Annotated in this window: 6 protein-coding genes and 1 pseudogene; 2 read left to right on the top strand and 5 right to left on the bottom strand. The window is 35.5% G+C overall.

Features of this window, described 5'->3' with window-relative positions:
• Positions 1–296: transposase (locus tag J4P91_RS28940; RefSeq protein WP_243763882.1), on the bottom strand; the 296-nt coding region annotated here is incomplete at its 3' end.
• A 90-nt stretch (positions 297–386) separates the two neighbouring features.
• A pseudogene (locus tag J4P91_RS16610) lies at positions 387–686 on the bottom strand (DDE-type integrase/transposase/recombinase); the annotation flags it as partial.
• Between the two features lie 273 nt (positions 687–959).
• Between J4P91_RS16610 and J4P91_RS16605 the strand changes: the two are divergent.
• Complete coding sequence (locus tag J4P91_RS16605; protein WP_207994996.1) at positions 960–1,241, top strand: hypothetical protein; 282 nt, start codon at positions 960–962, stop codon at positions 1,239–1,241.
• A 194-nt stretch (positions 1,242–1,435) separates the two neighbouring features.
• Here the strand turns inward: J4P91_RS16605 and J4P91_RS16600 are convergent, their stop codons facing one another.
• Genes J4P91_RS16600 through J4P91_RS16590 form a run of 3 tightly spaced genes read right to left on the bottom strand, consistent with a single transcriptional unit; the run spans position 1,436 to position 4,446 of the window.
• A complete protein-coding gene (locus J4P91_RS16600) occupies positions 1,436–2,440 on the bottom strand; it encodes a FecCD family ABC transporter permease (protein WP_207994998.1) in 1,005 nt (334 codons plus the stop codon).
• Entirely contained in the window at positions 2,440–3,474 is a 1,035-nt protein-coding gene (locus J4P91_RS16595) for a FecCD family ABC transporter permease (protein ID WP_207994995.1), read from the bottom strand. The genes J4P91_RS16600 and J4P91_RS16595 overlap by 1 nt, the downstream gene beginning before the upstream one ends.
• A 48-nt stretch (positions 3,475–3,522) precedes the next feature.
• The gene (locus J4P91_RS16590; protein WP_017154100.1) at positions 3,523–4,446 is read right to left on the bottom strand and encodes an iron-hydroxamate ABC transporter substrate-binding protein; all 924 of its coding nucleotides are present in this window, start codon (positions 4,444–4,446) and stop codon (positions 3,523–3,525) included.
• Positions 4,447–4,772: 326 nt separating this feature from the next.
• Here J4P91_RS16590 and J4P91_RS16585 point away from each other — a divergent pair, with 326 nt between their 5' ends.
• Positions 4,773–5,822, top strand: coding sequence for an NAD(P)/FAD-dependent oxidoreductase (locus tag J4P91_RS16585; RefSeq protein WP_207994994.1), 1,050 nt, complete (start codon positions 4,773–4,775; stop codon positions 5,820–5,822).
• Positions 5,823–6,000: the final 178 nt, after the last annotated feature.

The raw sequence follows: 6,000 nt of genomic DNA, 5'->3' as shown, positions 1-6,000 counted from the left end.
TAAGCCACCTGCGCCTTGTAGTATTCCAATTCTTCTTCCACACTATCGAATTTCGTACGAGGACGACCTTTCAAGAGATTTTTTAAACCGTTATTGCCGCCGTTGTTTCCCCGCAAGTCTGAAATATCGCCTGTTTCTTGATATCTTCGGACCCAATTCATTAACTGTGTTCTACTTTTCAGCCTATATTTCTTAGCTATAGCTGTTTGGCTGCCCTCACCATTTAAATAACTTTTTACAACTTGTATCTTTAATTCATCTGAATAAGTTTGAAATTTATCCCCTTTTTTAGCCATAATAAAATCCCCTCCAAGTAAAAGTGTAACATCCATGTTTATTCATGGTCTTTTTACACTGTCTACCTTAAGGGGATAATATCAGGTTTTCTAAATCAATCTGTCCTTTTTTATCATATGCATGGCTTCAATGCCACTCAATATAGAAGTTGCTGTTTTAAATGACTTGAATCCCAACATAGAACGCACACATTTCTTAATAAAACGATGATCTTGTTCCACTATGTTATTGAGGTATCTAACTTGCCTAATCTTTATGCCCTCAGGCATATATTTCTCTTCTTTCAACGCTTGAATCGTGACAGGATAGGCAGGGTTCTTATCTACCGTTATCACGTGAGGTTTAGAAATGTACGAAAAAGCCAAGGCTTTCTTAAAAAACGCTTGGCTTTGATTCGAGAAAGGATGATTTGTGTTGATCAAAAACTTTTTCAAAATCAAAACCTCTCAAAAAATTTCACGCCATTATTACAGAAAATTACAAAAATTAAAATACGTATTTTGGTATTGAAGAAAATCTTTCGGATCAGATTCTTTGCAAATACGTACTTAAAGATAAATAAGTACTTCTAACAAATGGAAATAAAAAATCAATGCTGTTTAAAGATTCGATTAGAAAAAATCGGAAACTCAAAATGACCGTTTATAAAGGTGATTAAAATTATGATATTGTTGCAAGCTGTAATGGACTGTCTTGTAGAAGAAAGTTCTGACCCGGTTACTGAAGGGTTTCTGCAAGATAGAGATATTTATAGAACGTTAAGAAATAACATACAGTTCGATACCCCACCAACATTGGACGAAATATCAGCGATGTTGAATTTTTTAGCTTCACCTTTAATAGGATGTGCAGGACATACGAAAGAAGGGTATTTTGCTTTAGGGGCATTGTCAGATGCAGCAAATAAATTTAATTTTTATGCTCAGGCATGTTTAACTGAGTAGAAGTTATTTTGCTTTCTATAAAAGTAACAGTAATTAAGATTAAAAAGATATTTTAATATATTTATTATTTCTAAAACAAATGATAAACCAAATACCAATAAATAGATAACCTCATTTAGATATAGTGCGATGAACCGCATCATAAGTAAAAGCAAAAAATCCCTCGAGAACAAACTCATTCTCAAGGGACTTTTCTATTTCTTCAACAACAAATACATAAAATAAGGAGCACCAATCAAAGCAACCACAACCCCCGCAGGAATACCACTAGGTTCGACAATATGACGGCCGATTGTATCTGCGAGTAGTAGAAGCCATCCGCCGATTAGAACGGCTATAGGGACGAACATTTGATGTCTAGGACCTACTAAAGATTTTGCGATGTGAGGGGCCATAAGTCCGATAAAGGCGATGCCTCCTGTGACTGAAACGGCAGCAGCAGCTAATGCAACGGCTGCTAATAGTAGGGAGCGACGTTCTTTTTCGATTTCGATACCGACACCGATCGCTACTGGTTCGTTTAATGCAAGGATATTTAGACGATTTGCTTTATAGAAAGTAAATGGAATGAGTACAGCTAACCATGGAATGATGGCTAAAACAAAGACCCAATCATCTCCCCAAATGTTTCCAGCAATCCATTTTGCGATAAAGTCTACTTTGGCACGTTCAGCAGAGGAAATGATTACGATCATTGTTCCTGAAAGGGCGAATGAGAATCCAATCCCCGTTAATGTTAAGTTTGTAGGCTGAAGTCCAGTAGCTTTTTTATATGAAAAGACATAGATTAGACAAGCCGTAATAAAAGCACCGATAAATCCAACAACTGGTAACAAGTAAACAAATGAACCTGCGTCGATTGGAAAATATAAAAAGAAAATCGCAATCGCTACACCAGCTCCTGAGTTAATACCGATAATTCCAGGTTCAGCTAGGTCATTTCGAGTAATTCCTTGTAATATCGCCCCTGATAAGGCAAGTGCCATACCAGCTAATAGTGTAATGGTAATTCTAGGCAACCTGAGGGAGAATAAAACAAATTCTTCTTTAAAAGTCCCTTGCCCAAACAAAGTTGGAAGCAATCTATCATAGGAGAGTGAGGCAGCTCCAAGACCCATTCCCACTGTGATAGTTGCGATAATAAGTATCAGTAAGGCAAGTATAATGATGCGCTGTTTTTTTATAATAGATTGTTGAATCATGAGAATGTTCTCCCTCCTTTGCGTACAATGAATAGGAAGAATGGTAAACCTACGATTGCGACAATGGCAACAAGTGGTGTTTCATATGGAGCATTCATTGTACGTCCAATTGTATCCGCAAGTAACATAAAAGAAGCACCAACGATAGCAGACATTGGGATAACAAAACGATAGTCTGGTCCGACGATTGGACGTACCATATGAGGTACCATTAAACCTATGAATGCCATATTCCCAACAAGTGCAACAGAAGCACCAGCAAGTAAAATGATAGTAATAAAAAGAATGGTTTTAATAACGATAATCTTTTGTCCTAAGCCAATTGCAACCTCTTCGCTTAGGCTTAGAATCGTCAATTTCTTTGAAAATAAAATCGCAATAAAGATACTTACTGAAATAACTGGAATAATGATTTGTAATTGGCCCCATGTTGTTCCGATTACGCCTCCAGCTGTCCACATAGACACGTCTTGTGAGATTTTGAAGTAAACTCCAATGCCCTCTGAAACTGCGACTAAGAATGCAGAAACCGCAGCCCCAGCGAGTACAATTCGAAGAGGGGAAAGTCCACCTTTTTTCATCATACCAATTCCAAAAACCATAATTGCGCCGATTGCTGCTCCAATAAAGCAGGCAATCATCATATAAAAGTAATTTACAGAAGGTATAAAGGCAATTGTAATGGCAAGTGCAGCGTTAGCTCCACCAGTTAAGCCAAGCAGCCCTGGATCAGCGAGTGGATTTCGAGTTAGTCCTTGCATAATGGCACCAGAAACCGCGAGTCCAGCTCCAACAAAAATAGCTGCAATTTCACGTGGTAACCGCAGCTCACGGATGAGAGAAAGTTTTTCACCTTTAGCTGAAGAAGTAAGTGCTAACCATACATCCTTTACAGTAGTGTCTGCCGCACCAAATACCATCGCGGCCATAAAAATAAGAAAAAACACAACGATTCCTAAAATGAATTTGTATATAAAGGAGGTGGAACGTAGATTATCTTTTGTCATCAGTTTCACATCTTTTCTTTTCATAGAATAAAGGAAGAGGAATTCTTATTTTAAGAATTCCTCATTGTTGTACTATTGACCAAGAAAGCTTTTTTTGAAGAAGTCTAGTTGGAAATCTAATGTAAGTGGATCATTAAAGTAGAATTCCATCATGTTTACTTCGAATGCTCTATTGTTTTTCACAGCTGGAATATTTTTATAGGATTCTGTTTCTTGGAATGAATTATCAGTATCCTTGTTTTTACTTATAATTAAATAATCACCAGCATACTCAGGTAGAACCTCAGTAGATAATGCATAGTAACCTGGCTTTAAAGCTTTTTCTTTTACTTTTTCAGGCATTTTTAATTTCATTTCTTGATAAAGAATTTCTGTTCCACGGCCCCAGTTCTCGCCGTATACATAAATTTGTTTATTGAAGTTTTCGATAACAGAAACTGTTGCGTCGTCGCCGATTTTCGCTTTAATATCTTTTCCTGTTGCTTGTGCACGTTTTTTGAAATCATCAACCCAAGCTTTTGCTTCTTTTTCTTTATTTAATAGTTTACCGATTTCTAAATGTTGTGTTAAGTAATCTACTTTTCCATATGTGAATGTTACAGTAGGAGCGATTTTCTTTAACTTATCGATGTTTTTGATATTTGATAAACCAATGATTAAATCTGGATTTAGTTCGATAATTTTTTCTACATTTTCATCTGATACTTCAGCAACATCTTTTAATTTCTTCTCAAAACGTGGATTCTGTTTAGACCAAGAATCTACACCAACAAGATTTACACCTAAAGACATTACGTTACCTGCGAATGATGATAGTACAACAACGCGTTTTGGATTTGCGGGAACTTCAACTTTACCATTTTCAGATTGGTATGTAATTGTTTCTGATTTGCTTCCCTTTGCATTTGAATCGTTTTTCTTATCTGTCGAGCCGTTGCTACAAGCACTCATAACGAGTACGAATAGAACTGTAAGTGAAATGAATAATTTTTTCATTTTTCTTCTCCTTCTATAAAGTGTCTGTAATGTATAGCTTCCTAACAAGATAGGTGTCTTGTAATTAATTGTTCTTATAAATCTTGATACTGAGATTTTTTATCATAAAATAATTGAGTGAGCTATAAAAAAATGAATCGTAATTTTTTCTCCAATTTTGTTAATAGTTTACAAAATGATAATGATTATCACTGTCGATTCCTTAATAATATAATTTTATATTTTTCTATTGTCAATAGTTATTTTGATTGTAAATTGAAAAGAAAAAAGGTATATTTTAATGAGAATGATAATCATTTAAGATAATGGTCGAGGAGTGAACACAAATGAATCCAGAAGAATTATTTGATGTGACCGTGATTGGAGGAGGTCCGGCAGGGCTTTACTCAGCGTTTTATAGTGGACTAAGAGAAATGAAAACGAAAATAATTGAATTTCAACCACAGTTAGGTGGAAAAATACATGTTTATCCAGAGAAAATGATTTGGGATATCGGGGGATTGCCACCAGTTACAGGGGCAAAATTAATTGATCAGCTTGTAGAGCAAGGGTTAACATTTCGTCCAGAAGTAGTGTTGAATGAAAAGGTAGAGTCAATCACCCGGAATCAAGAGGGGATTTTTGTGTTAACAACTTTCTCTGGTCAAAAACATTTTTCAAAAACAGTCATTGTAGCTACTGGAAGCGGAATACTGAAACCACAAAAGTTAGCAATTGAAGGTGCAGAGAGGTTTGAAGTATCGAATTTAAATTATACTGTAAAATCTTTAAAGCACTTTAAAGATAAGACTGTTATTGTCTCAGGTGGAGGGAATTCAGCTATAGATTGGGCGAATGAATTGGAGCCAATTGCGAAAAAGGTGTATTTAACATATAGAAAAGAGGCTTTGTCTGGTCATGAAGCACAAGTTACACAGCTTATGAATAGCTCAGTGGATTGTTTCTTTAATACATCAATTACAAAATTAATTGCAGGTAATAATCATGAAGCGATTGAACGCGTGGAACTAACGAATCATGAAACAGGAGAGATTTCATATTTACCAATTGATGAAGTAATCATTAATCACGGTTATGAACGTGATATGACATTATTGGAAAATAGTGAGTTGAGTGTCGAAATCATTGATAATTATTTTATTGCAGGAAGTGTGAACAGCGAATCTTCAATAGAAGGGCTATATGCTGCTGGAGATATTTTAAAGCATGAAGGCAAATTACATTTAATAGCTGGTGCTTTCCAAGATGCTGGAAATGCTGTAAATAAAGCAAAACAATTTATTCAGCCAGATGCGAGTGAGTATGGAATGGTATCTTCACATAATGATGTTTTTAAACAGCGTAATAGGGAGCTTATTAAGCAAATGATGAAATAAGAAATCTTTTAAAAAGAGGTATTTTCCTAGTTATATATAAACACCCAGTTACTTTTCCATTCATATTAAGAAGGGAAGTAAGCTGGGTGTTTTCCTGTTTCCTATGTTTTCTATCATATTTTTGACACCGGTTTCATAAGTTCACGTCTTGTGAATCTATTTTTGAAAAAAAGGGATA

The organism is Bacillus sp. XF8, assembly GCF_017498755.1.
Lineage (GTDB): Bacteria > Bacillota > Bacilli > Bacillales > Bacillaceae_G > Bacillus_A > Bacillus_A bingmayongensis.
This window is presented reverse-complemented; position numbering and strand designations above follow the sequence as displayed.

Excerpts from the sequence above, each read along its gene's own strand:
- J4P91_RS16605 (WP_207994996.1), top strand. The coding sequence starts at position 960 with ATGATATTGTTGCAAGCTGTAATGGACTGTCTTGTAGAAGAAAGTTCT.
- J4P91_RS16595 (WP_207994995.1), bottom strand. The coding sequence starts at position 3,474 with ATGAAAAGAAAAGATGTGAAACTGATGACAAAAGATAATCTACGTTCC.
- J4P91_RS16590 (WP_017154100.1), bottom strand. The coding sequence starts at position 4,446 with ATGAAAAAATTATTCATTTCACTTACAGTTCTATTCGTACTCGTTATG.
- J4P91_RS16585 (WP_207994994.1), top strand. The coding sequence starts at position 4,773 with ATGAATCCAGAAGAATTATTTGATGTGACCGTGATTGGAGGAGGTCCG.